The organism is Dysgonomonas sp. HDW5B, from assembly GCF_011299335.1.
Taxonomy (GTDB): Bacteria; Bacteroidota; Bacteroidia; order Bacteroidales; family Dysgonomonadaceae; genus Dysgonomonas_A.
Map to the genome: position 1 here is coordinate 2125025 of NZ_CP049858.1, position 16118 is coordinate 2141142.

A 16118-nucleotide genomic window follows, 5' to 3' on the forward strand; every position below is an offset into this window, starting at 1 on the left:
ATCCAGCTAAAGTAGTGTAACACTATCTCGCGGCTGAAAACGTAACTTTAAAAGATATGGATAAATTAAGGTATTTGCATAAAAAAACAGAAGAACAGCCTTTACGGGATGAACTATTCACTATTGAACAGCTCGTTCAGCATGCTAAACAACTGGCATCAGATGAAAAACTAACCAGTGGAAGAAAAGATAATTTTTTACTTGAGCGTCTTAATCATAATGATAAGGTATTACGCGATTTTAATAAAGCAACTCTTATTCTTAAAAAACCGGACAATATAACGCCTGCAACCAAATGGTTAGTGGATAATTTTTATCTGGTTGAAGAGCATATACAGTTGGCCCGTAGGCATTTCCCTAAAAAATACAGCCAAGAATTACCCTGTCTCGCAACAGGAGTATCCAAACGACTACCGCGTGTATACAGCATCGTTCTGGAACTACTATCGCATGTGGATGCACAAATAGATAAAGAATCGCTTAAAGCATTTATAGAGGCATATCAAACCGAATCGCCACTGAAATTGGGCGAACTTTGGGCAATCCCTATTATGCTTCGACTGGCCCTTATAGAAAACTTACAACGTATTGTTCGTGGTTTGGAGGAGAAGCAATCCGATCGGGATATTGCAAATGCATGGGTTGATAAGCTTCAACTGATGGCAAAGAAAAGGCCTTCGAGACTTATCGAAGTGGTTGCCGATATGGCAAAGTCCAATATTCCGCTATCAAGTGCCTTTGTTTCTGAATTTTGTCAACGACTATCGTCACAAAATCCAATGTTGCATATTGCCCGTAGATGGTTGGAGCAAAGATTAGCAGAAGAAGGCCTATCTATTGAAGAGCTGATCCATTTAGAAGGTCAATCTCAAGCAGCAAATCAATTATCTGTAAGCCACAGTATCGGAAGCCTTCGCGCATTGGCTGTCACCGACTGGAAGATTTTCGTAGAAGCACTGAGTCTTGTAGAGATAACCCTTCGTAAAGATCCTGCCCATATCTATGCACAAATGGACTTTACGACTCGCGATCATTACCGCCATAGAATAGAAACACTTGCAAAATATTGCTCGCTTTCGGAGTTTGAGGTTGCACAGCAAGTTGTAAGTTTAGCCGCAAATGCTCAAGGCCAACAAAAGAATTCTCTGTATAGCCATGTTGGCTATTATCTGGTTGGCGATGGGCAACGCATTTTAAACAAAACGCTTAAAGTAAAGGAACCACTTACTGCTGTTATAGGAAGAGGTATTCACCGCTATCCCCTGATTTCTTACGGAGGTGGTATTGTCCTTCTTACTTTCATAGGAGGCGGAGCACTTATGGGAATCTTAGAAACCAGAGGGATATCATTTGATAATTGGAAAGCAATTCTTTTATCGATTATATTTCTTTCATGCGTGAGCCAATTGGGGGTAGACCTGATTAACTGGCTTGCTACGATACTTGTTAAACCCAAAATATTACCTCGTCTCGATTTTTCGGAGGGTATTCCTATCGAATACCGCACGATGGTTGTTATCCCAACCATAATTTCCTGCCCTGATACAGTAGACAGGTTAATAGATAATCTGGAATTACATTATTTATCGAATAGAGATCAGCAACTTCATTTTGCTCTTCTTACCGATTTCCCCGATGCTTCACTTGAAGTCACAGAGTCTGACGGTATCATACTCGAAAGAGCCAGACGTGGTATTGAAATTCTAAATAGAAAATACCCGTCGGACAACACTACCATTTTTTATTTATTTCATCGTCCTCGACGTTGGAATTCGGGCGAAAACTGCTGGATGGGGTATGAACGCAAGCGTGGAAAACTGATGGAATTTAATGCCTTGCTTAGAGGTAAAGCTCCGGATGCTTTTTCATTAATAGAAGGTGACATATCTATTCTTTCATCCATAAAATATGTAATTACTCTTGATACCGATACACAGCTTCCGGGCGACAGTGCTTATCAGTTAGTCGGTGCCATGGCTCACCCGTTGAATCATCCGATTATAGATTCCAAACGGAATATTGTGGTCAAGGGTTACGGTATTCTTCAACCTCGTGTATCTATAAATCTGGTTAGCAGCCAACGTTCTATATTTACTCGCTTAGTTTCAGGCGATCCCGGCGTAGACCCATATACCCGTGTAACCTCTGATGTATATCAGGATGTATTTCGTGAAGGTTCTTTTGTCGGAAAAGGTATTTATGATGTAGATGCCTTTGAACGAGTACTGGCTGATAGATTACCTGAAAATAAAATACTAAGCCACGACTTGTTAGAATCTATTTATGTACGCTCGGCACTTATTAGTGACGTTGAGCTATTTGAAGCTTATCCTCCGGGTTACAATCTGGATGCTATTCGCCGCCATCGTTGGGTTCGGGGCGACTGGCAGATCATTCAATGGCTGTTGCCATGGGTTCCTACATTCAATAAAAAATGGGCAAAGAACCCCATATCCCGATTAGGTGTATGGAAAATGATGGATAATCTTCGCCGGAGTTTACTCGCTCCTGCTTTTCTCCTCTTTTTAGTTTTGTTTTACATCTTGTTTCCTCAAAGTATATGGTTGATGCCTTTATTGGTAGGAATCATTGCTTTTTTACCCGTTTTGCTATCGTTCTCAACCAATATTCTGTATAAGTCAGAAGATCAGTCGTGGCCCATGCATCTCGAGGAGGCCTTCCGCAAAAGTTGGCGTCAATTTAAACAAGTATTATTCTCTCTCGTATTATTACCTTACGAAGCATATCTGAATATGGATGCTATTATAGCAACCTTATGGCGTTTGACGGTAACTCATAAACACTTACTGAAATGGAAAACATCTATAGATGCCGAGCAGACCGCAGGCGATTCCCTTTCAAATTTTTATCGCTCAATGTGGTTTTCTCCTGCATTTTCTATGGCTTGTGTAGTGCTCTTAGCTGTTTTTGATCCGATAATCCTATTATACTCTTTTCCGGTTTGGCTTGCTTGGGGAGCCGCTCCCGGCATTGCATGGCTTATCAGTCGCCCGTTCAAACAATATAAACCGGAATTTACGACTGAACAAACTTTACTTTTGCATCGAATTGCCCGTAAGACATGGTATTTCTTCGAAACATTTGTAAATGCCAAAGAAAACTGGCTGGCACCCGATAATTTTCAGGAAGTACCTGTGCCTGTTGTAGCTTCACGAACTTCGCCCACTAATATTGGTCTCTCGCTGTTAGCTAATCTGTCGGCATACGATTTAGGTTATTTATCTGCCGGAAAAATGTTGGAGCGTACACAGCTCACCTTCACCACAATGGGAGATTTGAAAAAGTTCAGGGGACATTTATACAATTGGTATGATACCCGTACATTAGAACCGCTTCCTCCATTGTATGTATCGAGTGTGGATAGTGGAAATCTGGCCGGTCATTTACTGACATTAAGCGGAGGGCTTAATGAGCTTAAAGATGCTCCGATATATACACCTGTGATTTTTAGTGGACTATTAGATACTGTACGCGTAATGAAACGCTATACGGTTAAAAATGCAGCCATAGCACAACTTGAAAAAGATTTGGATGCAAGTCCTCAGACATTGCAAGGAGCACTTACTTTATTACAATCGGTAAAACAACAAACCGACAACATAGGCACTTCTTTAGCTGACAATAATAACGAAGTACAATCTTGGATACAAACACTGAAAAAAAATATAGAAGACCATATCGAAGAATTACTACATCTGGCTCCTTGGTTGCATATCTATCAGCCTACTCCTCATGAGGATTTAGACGGTAATCTGGATGAGGTAATTTCGCAAATAAAGGAATTAGATAATGGGCTTACACTGCGTGAGGTTTCGCAACTGGATGAAACTATTTGTCCTTTGATCGAAATAACATTGATGAGGCTCTCTAACCTGAAGAATCCGTCGGCAAAAGAGCATATAATATCATACCTTAATTTATGGTTGTCCAATTTACATAAAGCGGTAAGCCATGCTTCTCGAAGGATACAGATGATTCGGACGCTAATAGACCAGAGTGAGTCGTTTGCAAATATGGATTTTGCTTTTCTTTACAATACATCCAAGAAACTGTTCGTTATTGGTTATAATGTAACAGAGCAGCGTATGGATAATTCGTCATACGATATGCTTGCTTCGGAAGCCCGATTGTGTAGTTATGTAGCTATAGCTCAGCGGCAGGTTCCTCAGGAGCACTGGTTCTCTTTGAGTCGTCTGTTGGTAGTCTCTCAAGGTAAACCCGTATTATTGTCATGGAGTGGTTCGATGTTCGAATACTTAATGCCTCTTTTAGTAATGCCTAATTTTGAGCATACCTTACTTGATCAGACTTATAAAGTAGCAGTAAAAGCACAGATAGAATACGGTAAAACACTTGGAGTACCTTGGGGTATTTCAGAATCGGGTTATAACCGCACCGATACTTCTCAGAATTATCAATACAAAGCATTCGGTATACCTAGTCTCGGATTGAAACGGGGTTTGTCCGAAGATCTGGTTATTACCCCTTATGCAACAGTTATGGCATTGATGGTTTCACCGAAGAAAGCATGTGAAAACATGCAGCGTTTGAGTGAAACAGGTCATGAGGGTGCATATGGTTATTATGAAGCTGTTGATTATACACCGCTGCATCTTCGTCCCGATCAAAAAAGTGTAAATATCCATTCTTTCATGGTGCATCACCAGGGAATGAGTCTTTTATCACTGGTAAATTTGTTAAAGGACAACTCCATGCAGAGACGTTTTATTGGAGTACCGATGCTTAAGGCCTCAGAGTTATTATTGCAAGAACGTATACCTCATAATATTTCAGAGACTGCCATATCCGATGACTCGGAATTTGAAATAAAAGGTCTGCATCCTCTTCTGGTGGACAGCTCCGAAGTAATTCGCGTTTTCACCGATACCGAGATCGCTCCCGAGGTCAATTTGTTGTCCAACGGTCGTTATCACGTGATGATCAGCAACAGTGGAAGTGGATACAGTCGCTGGCAAAATATGGCTGTTAACCGTTGGCGTGAAGATGCTACAAGCGACAATCTGGGAATGTTTGTTTATCTCAGAGATGTTAATACCGGTGCTTTTTGGTCCAGTACGCATCAACCTACTTTACATAAAGGAAAAAAGGATGAGGCGATTTTCACTCAGGCTTATGCCGAGTTCCGTCAACAACAGTCAGACCTGGAGGTGCATACAACTATCTGTGTTTCGCCCGAAGACGATGTGGAATTGAGACGTATTCGATTAATAAATCGTTCTCAAACAACCCGTACGATAGAACTTACTACATATAGCGAAGTGGTTATTGCTCCTCAATCGGCAGATGAGGCACATCCCGCTTTTAGCAATTTATTTGTTCAAACCGAATTTCTACCCGAATTTTCAGCAGTACTTTGTACCCGAAGAGCCCGTTCCGAAGACGAAACGCCTCCGCATTTATTACACTTAATGCTTGTTTCGGATAATGGCAAAGGAGATATATCGTGTGAAACCGATCGCTCTAAATTTGTCGGACGTGGACGCACCTTAGCCAATCCTTTAGCAATGCAGAATGCAGGATTGCTTTCGAACAGTAGCGGCTCTGTACTTGATCCGTCTATTGCATTGCGTCGTACGGTAACTATACCGGCTGGAAAAACAGTAACGGTATCTGTTGTTTTAGGAATGGCCGAAACTCGTGAAAATGCAGTTGCTTTAGCTGACAAGTATCAAAATAGACGTATGAGCGAACGGGCATTCGAATTAGCTTGGACTCATAGTCAGATTATACTAAATCAACTAGGTATTATTGAAACAGAAGCTCAGTTGTACAGTAAACTGGCCGGATCTTTAGTATATGCCAATGCTCAGCGACGAGCCTCTCAACCAATTCTCAAAAATAACAGAAGAGGACAAGACGGGCTTTGGAGTTACAGTATTTCGGGCGATACTCCTTTAGTGTTATTACGGATAAGTGATGTTTCAGGAATTGATCTGGTGCGTCAGTTGGTATTGGCTCATGCCTATTGGCGAATGAAAGGCTTAACAGTAGAGCTTCTTATTTTGAATGAGGATGTATCGGTATACCGTCAATCGGTACACGATGAAATAGTTAATCTTATTTCTTCGGGTATTGAGGCACCGCTATTGGAAAAAGCAGGAGGAATATTTGTTCGTCGTATCGAACAGGTACCTCGTGAAGATATGCTACTATTACAAGCCGCAGCACGTATTGTTTTATGTGACGAATTGGGAACTTTGGCGCAGCAACTTCAATCGTTGAATATTTCGGAACTACAGGTATCATCTTTTCATCCTACACATTCTATTACTTCTAAAATAGATAAACCTTTACCCCCAAGAGAGTTGGTTTTCGATAATGGGTTGGGAGGTTTTACTCCTGATGGTCACGAGTATGTGATTACTTTACATCCCGGACAAACAACGCCTGCTCCCTGGAGTAATGTGATCGCAAATCAATATTTCGGAACTGTTGTTTCGGAAAGTGGAAGTGCCTATACTTGGGCCGAAAATGCCCATGAATTCCGCATTACACCTTGGAATAACGATCCGGTGAAAGATACAACCGGAGAGGCTTTCTATATACGTGACGAGCAAACCGGAGAATATTGGTCGCCCACACCCTTACCTGCAAAAGGATCTACTCCTTATGTGGTAAGACATGGTTTCGGTTATACAATATTCGAGCATAGCGAAAACGGAATCACTTCAGAACTGACTGTGTATGTTGCTATGGATGCTCCGATTAAGTTTGGTTTGTTGAAACTTAAAAATACTTCGGGAAGACCTCGCAAGTTATCCATAACCGGATATTATGAGTGGGTTTTGGCAGATCTACGTCAGAAAAGCTTGCTTCATGTTCAAACAGAGATTGATGTCAGAACCGGAGTATTATTTGCCCGAAACTTCTATAATATCGGTTTTGCCGGAAAAATAGCTTTTATGGATGTGGGTGAATCACGCACATTAACCGGTGACAGAACCGAATTTATCGGACAAAACGGAACTCTTGCCCAACCCTCAGCAATGAAACGCAGCCGCCTTTCGGGCAAAGTAGGTGCAGGGCTTGATCCTTGTGGTGCTATGCAGGTTGTATTTGATTTGGGTGACGGACAAGAACGTGAGACTCGTTTCCGTCTCGGATTTGCTCAAAGCAAAGAAGAAATGCGTGATCTGGTGGTGCGTTTCCGACATCCCGGTGCAGCCAAAGAGGCTCTTAAGGAAGTCTGGAGTTATTGGAATCGTACATTGGGATCCATCAATATAGATACACCCGATGCTTCTGTAAATATGATGGCAAACGGATGGTTGCTGTATCAAACATTGAGCAGCCGTATATGGGCTCGCTCGGGATATTATCAGTCGGGAGGAGCATACGGTTTCCGTGATCAGTTGCAAGATGTAATGGCACTTGTACACGCCGAACCATCCATCACCCGTAAACAGATTCTACGGGCTGCAAGCAGGCAGTTTAGCGAAGGAGATGTACAACACTGGTGGCATCCACCGATGGGACGTGGTGTAAGAACACACTTCTCGGATGATTATCTATGGCTGCCTTATGTTACTTGCCGATATGTAAGTACGGTTGCCGACACAGGCATTCTCGATGAAAGAATATCTTTTATTGAAGGCAGGCTGCTCAGACCGGATGAAGAATCATATTATGATTTACCCGGACGTTCTGCCGAATCGGCAACTCTTTATGAACACTGTGTCAGAAGTATCAAATACGGTTTGAAATTCGGTACACACGGATTACCTCTCATTGGTTGCGGTGACTGGAACGATGGAATGAATCTTATCGGAGAAGAAGGTCGTGGAGAAAGCGTCTGGCTCGGATTCTTCCTGTATGATGTGTTGATTAAGTTCTCTAAAATAGCCGAGTTAAAGCATAACACAGCTTTTGCTCAACATTGTTTGGAAGAGGCCGAGAAATTACGGACTAATATAAGGGAAAATGCGTGGGATGGCGAATGGTACCGCCGTGCTTACTTTGATGATGGAACGCCACTCGGATCGAAAGTAAACGATGAATGTCATATTGATTCGCTTCCTCAAAGCTGGTCTGTGATCAGTGGTGCAGGAGATCCTGAACGGTCATTGATGGGAATGGAGCAAGTGGAAAAACAACTTGTCCGTCGTGAAGATAAACTAATTCAGTTGTTTACCGCTCCTTTTGATAAATCGGAACTTAATCCGGGTTACATCAAAGGATATATTCCCGGAGTACGTGAAAACGGAGGTCAATACACACATGGTGCAATCTGGACAGTGTTGGCTTTTGCCCTTATGGGTGAAACGGAAAAGGCTTGGGAACTTTTCGGACTGCTTAATTCCATCAATCATGCAGATACTGCCGAGCGAACTGCTATTTATAAGGTAGAGCCATATGTTATAGCTGCCGACGTATATGCAGCCGAAGGACATCTCGGAAGGGGTGGCTGGACATGGTACACAGGTTCTGCGGCATGGATGTATCGTCTCTTGGTGGAAACGCTCTTAGGGGTAAATCTCATGGGCGACAAATTGCAATTGTTACCACAGTTGCCTCAAAAATGGGATAATTATAAGATACACTACCGTTATAAAGACACTGCTTATCATATTACGATCCTCAGAATAAAAGATTCGTCATCGCCTCGTCTGGTTCTTGACGGGCAGCAACAGGATAACAAAGATACCTTTGTTATGCTGGATGACCGAAAAGATCATTTTGTAGATTTATGGATTGTGTAATAAAAGTATATTTACAGCAAAGAAAGAGGATGATCAATTGATCATCCTCTTTCTCTTTTCATCCAATAGTTATTTGGTTTTACTTCTTTCCTAAAGTATCTTCAACACGTTCCTTGATATACTCTGCTTCGTGTTTTGCCGCATCTGCAGCAATCCTTATATTTCTTTTTGATTTGCTTAGGAATTTATCAACTTCATCGCAACAACAGTCAAGATGTCCGTCATTGTACATTTTGCGAACTAAACAAACAATTCCGATACCTATTCCTACTCCTAAAATTACTTTTTTCATAATTGTTTTATTTTTTAATTGATATTCTCCAATATGTTTTAGGTTGCCCCTACTTATTGTCTGCAAAAGGTCTTATTTTAAATAATGCTTTAAGACTGCTGCCGTATATGTGAATAGTGAGCGGGTTTGCGGTATGGTTGCAAAGCCGTTCAATAGTCCGAAATCGTGAATTACACCATTGTAACGAACTGTGGTTACATCTACCCCTGCTTCGTCTAATTTACGTCCGAGAGCCTCGGCTTCATCTCTTAAGATGTCGTTTTCTGCCACTTGAATGACGGTAGGCGGCAAATCCTTTAATTCGTTAACTGAAGCTTGCAAAGGAGCCAGATATATTTCTTTATGCTGTTTAGGATCGGTAGTATACTGATCGAACATCCATTTCATCAATGATGAAGTAAGAAATCTCTGTTCCCCATAAATAGTATATGAATCGGTACTAAAATCGGTATCTGCTACAGGCCATAATAAAACCTGTACTTTAATTTCAGGCCCTCCATTCGCTTTAGCCATCAAACTGGTTGCAATCGACATATTACCACCCACGCTGTTACCTACCAGAGCGAGGCGTTTGCCATCCACATTTATTTCATGGCCAAATTCAGCCACCCATTTGGTAGCTTCATAAATCTCGTGAATAGCTTGTGGATATGTGGCTTCGGGCGAAGGTGTATAGTTTACAAAAACAGCAGCATATCCCGATTCAACAACCAAATCGCGAACCATGCGTTTATGTGTAGGATAATCTCCCAATATCCATCCTCCTCCATGAGAAAAGATGAAGACAGGCAGTTTTTCTTTTATACCCTTAGGTCGAACAACTGTAAGCTTAAGAGTCTGAGAATTATATGTTATTGTTTTTTCGGATTCTTCGATGCCCGAGACATCGACTTTTACTCCTGCCTGAACCGTAACAAGTACATTACGAGCATCCTCCTTTGATAAGGTTTCAACAGCGGGACCACCTCCGTTCAGAACTTTCAAATATTCTTTAGTTTCAACACTCAGATGCGGATCTTTAAGATAATCCGGTGCTTTTTGAATCTTTTTTTCCATAAGAGTAATCTATTTAATAAACGGTAAAGTTAAATGACGTGTTTCTTTAGTAATCATGCGAGTCATTAGTTGATCTGTTATGTTTAATGTTCAATTTTTCTAACGTACCCTATCGGGTTTGTTTTTCATTTTGCCTTGATGCAAAACGAAACAAAAGATCAAGACTGAGCCTCTTTGCCCGACCCGCTACGGACTCGAAAGCTAAAACAAAAGAAAACATTTACTATTGATATCCTTTTGTTTCTTAACGCTTTCTTCATCCTGCGGGTACCCCGTGCAAACGCCAAGGTCGAGAAGCCTGACGGACAAAAGCCATTTGCAGGCGTCAGCCCCAGTGCATCAGAGGCACAGCCGTTGGCTGACAAGCAAAGCAGGCGTAAAACTAAACGTGCCGAAAGGCAATAAGTTTAGTTTAGCCTGCAAGCTAAAGTCAGACAGGCGAGCCACGCAGCACAAAGCCTTTTTGATTCCTTTTGTGGCTTTGGGCAAAAGGAATACAAGCAATCTTCGATTGTGCGTAGTAAAAGACAACTAAATTGAACATATAGTCCCAACTACTGATTGACATGAATAACCTATTATTGCAGCTATACTGGTTATCAATAAAAAAGGTTGAGACCTTGAGCCATCTTTTATTTAAACCGATTTGATAAAAGAAATGTTTTATATTTTGAGTCTATTTAACTGTTATTGAGTAAATAACATAAATATTGTTTGTTTATTTTTATTTTGCTTTCAGGTCACGTTCAAATTCAAAAACAAACCCTTCCGGTATATATTCGTTTAAGTAATTAGATTAAGAGTTAGCTTGCCACTAATTTTATCTATCAATAGGGTTAACCCCTTTATTTATAGCATTTAAAAGAGTAAAATGCAAAAACAGACTAAAAAGTGTAACTTTTGTCACTTTTGTAATCTTTTTAGAGGTTAATAGCTGTTATCCAGCTTCTTGGGGAAATGGCGAAAGTGTACAATAATTGTAAACTTTGTAACTTTTCCGTATCACTAATTGTGTACAATGTCACTTTTTCTTAAATTGTAGATTTGTATGGATATAGAACCATTGGCAACAAACATTTGTTTATTGATTATATAAGCTCTAATAATATTTTCTTTTAATTATTAACATAACATTTTGCAAATGAAAGATTCTGATAGATTATTAAAGTATTTCTTGTATATTTCGTTGATTATTATCGGGGCTATTATAGGTATAGCTTTTCATCATTATTATAATATACCACTTGCTGAAACTATTAATTTAGTAGATGTGGGAGCTTTGGTTGTCACCGTCTTCTTGGCTGTTTATATTCCCGAAGTATTGGATCGGAAATTGCAGATTAAAAGAGATAAGAAAGATCTTGTGGAAAAACGTATTGAAGAATTACAGGCATTGTATCGCAGAATTAACCTTATTGTACAAAGCGAACAGGTATTACGACCAAAAGATTTTCTGATAGTAAAGAATGTATCAGATATATGCCTTCACAAACTGGAGACAATTATTACTTTACTGACTTACTCCAATATGAATGTATCTTTTACGAAGGACATAACCAAGATCAAAAAACTATGCAAAGAGCATGAGTCTTTGCTTTTATCTGACAATATGGAAGATGAAGGATTTGTTTATTCCAAAGAGGTATCCGCAAAAGAAGAATTGTTATACAATGAAATCGATAAAATGACTTGTCTCCTGATATTCAAAATCAGTGAGGCATAAATACGGAGTAAGCATTGCATCTGTTTTTTATAGGGTTTTTGCGTGTTTGCCGATCATATAAGTATACCATACATGTTTACTAAAATAAAGTTCTCAGAACTATTTGTTACTTTAGTAAGCAAAACAGAGATAAACAGTTACAGTCTTTAAATATTTTCTTTTATATAATGACCTATGAAAAAATCAGCCTTAAACTTTCTTGCCGTTTTTATCTTAACTCTATTAGGCTTTTATAGCCATGCACAAACCGGTGGTTCATATGCCGGACATGTTCATTCCAAAGGTTATGCAGGCATGGACGCCAAAAGTGATCTTGTTCTCTACGAATTTGAACGTCGTGCAGTTGGAGATGATGATATCCTGATAGATGTTTTGTATTCAGGAATTTGTCATTCCGACATACACACCGTGAAAGGAGACTGGGGAGGTACTCCCTATCCTTGTGTTCCGGGACATGAAATTGTGGGACGAGTTTCTCAAGTCGGAAAAGATGTCCATAAATTCAAAGTGGGAGATATTGCTGGAGTGGGCTGTATGGTAAATTCGTGTGGAGAATGCGAATACTGTAAAGCCGGTGAAGAGCAATATTGTGCCAAAGGTGCAACTTATACTTATGGCAGCGGCGAAGGCGATGGATATACCAAAGGAGGATACTCAAATAATATAGTTCTTAAGGAATCATTTGCCTTGAAAGTGCCCGACAATGCTCCATTAGATAAAGTAGCACCGCTTCTTTGTGCGGGTATAACGACCTATTCGCCTTTGAGGTACAATCATGTGAAAAAGGGCGATAAAGTAGCTGTTGCCGGATTCGGAGGGTTAGGACACATGGCTGTACAATATGCCATTGCAATGGGTGCTGAGGTTACTGTTTTTGATATAACAGAAGACAAACGTCAGGTAGCTTTGGATATGGGTGCAGTGAAGTATGTCAATACCAAGAATGAGAGCGAGATGCAAGGGCTGAATAATTCATTCAATTTGCTTATCAGTACTATCCCTTTCTCTTTTAAAGTAGAACCTTATATGGCAATGCTTAAAGTCGATGGAACTATGGTGCTTCTGGGTGTGCCTCCGAGAGATCAGGTACCATCGTTAAGTACAAATGCATTGTGGGGAAGACGGAAAATATATTATTCTCTTATCGGAGGTATTCCCGAAACTCAGGAAATGCTCGATTATTCCATCAAAAACAACATTTATCCGAAGGTGGAAGTTATACCCATCCAACAAATAAATGAGGCATATAAGAATGTACTGGATGGAAAAGTACAGTTCAGATATGTAATAGATATGGCATCATTAAAATAACGGTTGCAGATTTATTTATTTTATCTATTTAATTGAAATATCTTTTTTCCTACTGACATAAGGCTGTCACTTGCCGCTTGTACTTTTGCTGATGATAACGAAAGTAAGGTCTCAGACCTTTTCAATACTTTACAGTAATAAAACAAGTAAAATTATGTTAGTAAAAGCCTACATTACATTTGACGGGCAAGCAGAAGCAGCCCTCAATTTTTATAAAGAAGTATTTAACGGGAAAATCGAAAACATGATCCGTTACGGAGATGGAAAAGGTGATACTTCAGCCGATCAATTGGATGATAATTCGAAGAATCGTATAGAGAATGCCCGATTGGATTTTGGTGATAATTGCTTTAATGTTTCGGACATTTTACCCGGTGACAAGTTTATCGTTGGTAATAATATCCATCTGGATATCGTTTTCTTTGACGATCAGAATGTGAAAGAAACCTTTGATAAACTGGCAGTCGGAGCCGAGATAATCGAACCTTTGGGAGCCAAGCCGTTTTCGCCCAATTATGGTAATTTGACCGATAGATTCGGTATAAACTGGAGTATCATGCAAATGCCAAAGCGTAACTAATATGATATAAAAAGAATGTGTTGACGGTAACAGGTCGGCGCATTCTTTTTATATCTTTACACTTGTTATCAATTGATTTTAAGATGAACCGACTCGAGCGAATATCTTCCATACTGGTGCAACTACAATCGCGATCTGTAATTACGGCTCAGCAAATAGCCGATAGGTTCGACATTTCTTTGCGTACGGTTTATCGGGATATACGAACACTCGAGGAAGCAGGCATTCCTATTATCGGGAATGTAGGTGTAGGTTACTCTTTGGTTGATGGCTATAAACTGCCTCCGCTAATGTTTACACGTGAAGAAGCTATTGCCTTTCTGACGGCAGAGAAGTTTATCGAGAAAATGAGCGATTTGCAGAATGTTCAGTCCTATAAATCGGGGATGAATAAGATAAAAGCAGTGCTTCGGTATGTTGAAAAAGACTACTTGTCTGATATAGAAAACAACATAGGTATTCTGGGAAAAAGCGATACAGGACGAGAGCTTCCCACAGCTATCACTCAGTGTATACTGAAAAGTATCTCGGAACAAAAGGTAATGCATATCAGCTATTCGACCAATCAAAAAGAGTCCCAAAGAGACATAGAGCCGATAGGCTGTTTTTATAGTCAGATCAATTGGTATCTCATCGCATTTTGTAAGATGAGAAACGACTATCGTAGTTTCCGTATTGACAAGATCAGTAGTTTCAGCTTAAAGGATGAGGCTTTCTCTCAACAACATCTGTCATTGCCTCAGTACATCGAGAAGTACAGATTGCAAGAGCATATTTATGAAGTGATTATCCGTGTAAAAAGCACAGACTTAATAGTAATAAACGATTATAAATATTATCACGGCTGGTTGAAAGAGGAAGTCAATGATGAGTATACTGATATTCATTTCAGGATATTCAATATAGAGCATTTTGCCCGATGGTATATGTCTTTTGCAGATATTGCCGATATCATACAGCCCGATATTCTCAAAGACAAAGTAAAAGATCAGATCAATTCCTTGATTCATAAATATAAGCTTGGAAGTATAGAATAATTAAGATAGAAGAAAGGTATAACCCTCTCTTCTATCTTATCTTATTACTTTTCGGCTATAATAAACATCTCATTGCTGGATGTGAAATCATTAGTGGATAGTAACTTATTTTGGATAATAACATTTTTGAAGCCAACAGCCTCAAGCACATTGATTATTTCATTCTGAGTATAATACCTGTCCCAGATTGTAAAGTGCTTCGTGTCTTTTCCTTGAAGCAGATTGTATTGATATGAATAAGCTTGATTTTCGGGATAATGAAAAGTCTGACTTAACAACAAGTATTCGTCTTCAGCCCAGAATCCGCCATCAGGGCTATATTCCCAATCGGAGCTTTCGTGTTTATCGTTGACTATATATTCATTGAAAACATCAAAAATAAGTTTGCCTCCTGCCTTTAGTGAAGAATAGCAGTTCTTTAATAACAAGTCGCGATTATTGTCCGAGTAGGTACCCATATCGCAATATATCATAATTATTGCATCGTATTCGCCATGAGGAAAGTACGAGATATAATCGCCCTCAATGTATTTAACACTAGTGTTTTGTTGGGTGGCATATTCTATTGATTTTTTATTAAAGTCAACACCTGTAACAAGGTGTCCTTTTTTAGAAAGTAGCTCAGCATATAATCCCGGACCACATCCCAAGTCTAGTAATCGGCTTTCTCTTGCAATGTGTTTATCTATAAAATCAATTATAATCTCTATCGATTCTTTATTGCGGCTGGCTGCATCGGAAGAAAAATCCAAATGAGCTTTCAATAGGTTTTCTTGAATATAGGGATCTGTCCATATCGAACAGATTGTCTTCCCGAATAATTCGGGTCTTGTATTTATGATATTCATTTTTCCTACCTTTTCTAATTTCCACCAGAAGCCAATATCCGATTCCCGAAATTTTGTCATTCCACATTTTTGCAATACTTTCTGAGAGGCGTAATTCTCTCTATCGGTTTCAGCAATTACAGATTCAACATCGGGTTGATTCATTGCCCACTCACACAAGGCTTGTACTGCCTCTGTCATATATCCCTGATTTTCGTAACCTGGGTTTATGCCATATCCGATTTCAATATCTTTATTCTCTACCGGTGAATTCTTGAAATTGGCACTTCCTATGGCTTTATTTTCAGCCTTTAGGATAATCTGCCTGTTTGCCAACCAATGATAATTTTCAAGGTTATTTAATGCTTTCTGATATTGTCTCTTCATTGCCTGCTGCGTATGCTCATCAAGACATTCATTAGATGGACTTAAGCCCAGTTCGAATTCCATCTTATCAACACCGCATAGCAACAGGGCGAATTGCTCCACTGTCAGTGGAATAATTCGTAGTCTGGCTGTTTCTATAATCATCTTTATTCGATTAAAATATT

General features: G+C 39.7%; 9 protein-coding genes. 6 read left to right on the plus strand and 3 right to left on the minus strand.

The genetic code is table 11. The features are described 5' to 3' along the window. Window positions 1-56: 56 nt before the first annotated feature. Window positions 57-8741, plus strand: a complete 8685-nt coding sequence (locus G7051_RS08735) for a GH36-type glycosyl hydrolase domain-containing protein (protein WP_166199639.1) — start codon at window positions 57-59, stop codon at window positions 8739-8741. A 79-nt stretch (window positions 8742-8820) separates the two neighbouring features. Here the strand turns inward: G7051_RS08735 and G7051_RS08740 are convergent, their stop codons facing one another. Both G7051_RS08740 and G7051_RS08745 read right to left on the minus strand, forming a co-directional pair. Further along, window positions 8821-9033: a hypothetical protein gene (locus G7051_RS08740; protein WP_166113909.1), complete on the minus strand. Its 213-nt coding sequence runs from the start codon at window positions 9031-9033 to the stop codon at window positions 8821-8823. A 72-nt stretch (window positions 9034-9105) separates the two neighbouring features. Continuing rightward, window positions 9106-10089: an alpha/beta hydrolase gene (locus G7051_RS08745; protein WP_166199641.1), complete on the minus strand. Its 984-nt coding sequence runs from the start codon at window positions 10087-10089 to the stop codon at window positions 9106-9108. Between the two features lie 174 nt (window positions 10090-10263). Here G7051_RS08745 and G7051_RS08750 point away from each other — a divergent pair, with 174 nt between their 5' ends. From G7051_RS08750 to G7051_RS08770, 5 genes are all read left to right on the plus strand, one after another. Then, a complete protein-coding gene (locus G7051_RS08750; RefSeq protein WP_166198842.1) occupies window positions 10264-10494 on the plus strand; it encodes a hypothetical protein in 231 nt (76 codons plus the stop codon). A gap of 736 nt (window positions 10495-11230) precedes the next feature. Next, window positions 11231-11812 (plus strand): hypothetical protein, encoded by a 582-nt coding sequence (locus G7051_RS08755; protein WP_166199643.1) that lies wholly within the window; start codon window positions 11231-11233, stop codon window positions 11810-11812. A 174-nt stretch (window positions 11813-11986) separates the two neighbouring features. Beyond that, window positions 11987-13123 (plus strand): NAD(P)-dependent alcohol dehydrogenase, encoded by a 1137-nt coding sequence (locus G7051_RS08760; protein WP_166199645.1) that lies wholly within the window; start codon window positions 11987-11989, stop codon window positions 13121-13123. A 154-nt stretch (window positions 13124-13277) separates the two neighbouring features. Continuing rightward, complete coding sequence (locus G7051_RS08765) at window positions 13278-13703, plus strand: VOC family protein (protein WP_166199647.1); 426 nt, start codon at window positions 13278-13280, stop codon at window positions 13701-13703. A gap of 83 nt (window positions 13704-13786) precedes the next feature. Then, window positions 13787-14740: a YafY family protein gene (locus tag G7051_RS08770; protein ID WP_166199649.1), complete on the plus strand. Its 954-nt coding sequence runs from the start codon at window positions 13787-13789 to the stop codon at window positions 14738-14740. A gap of 44 nt (window positions 14741-14784) precedes the next feature. On the opposite strand, the gene G7051_RS18295 is transcribed toward G7051_RS08770, so the two are convergent. Beyond that, window positions 14785-16098 carry a GNAT family N-acetyltransferase gene (locus G7051_RS18295; RefSeq protein ID WP_255493352.1) on the minus strand — a complete coding sequence of 438 codons (1314 nt, stop codon included), beginning with the start codon at window positions 16096-16098 and terminating at the stop codon, window positions 14785-14787. Window positions 16099-16118: the final 20 nt, after the last annotated feature.